The organism is Streptomyces sp. P9(2023) (genome assembly GCF_032436795.1).
In the GTDB taxonomy this organism is placed as follows: domain Bacteria; phylum Actinomycetota; class Actinomycetes; order Streptomycetales; family Streptomycetaceae; genus Streptomyces.
Map to the genome: position 1 here is coordinate 1 of NZ_JAUPWM010000904.1, position 230 is coordinate 230.

General features: G+C 67.0%; 1 pseudogene. It reads left to right on the forward strand.

What is annotated here, in order from left to right:
- Positions 1 to 230, forward strand: a pseudogene (locus Q5762_RS39850) (glyoxylate carboligase); the annotation flags it as partial.

Below are 230 nucleotides of genomic sequence, written 5' to 3' on the forward strand. Positions count from 1 at the left end.
CAAGCCGCTGCTGGTCTCCGGCGGTGGCGTGATCAACGCCGACGCCAGTGACCTGCTCACCGAGTTCGCCGAACTCACCGGCGTGCCGGTCATCCCGACCCTGATGGGCTGGGGCACCATCCCCGATGACCATCCGCTGATGGCGGGCATGGTGGGCCTGCAGACCTCCCACCGTTACGGCAACGCTACCCTGCTGGCCTCCGACTTCGTGATGGGCATCGGTAACCGCT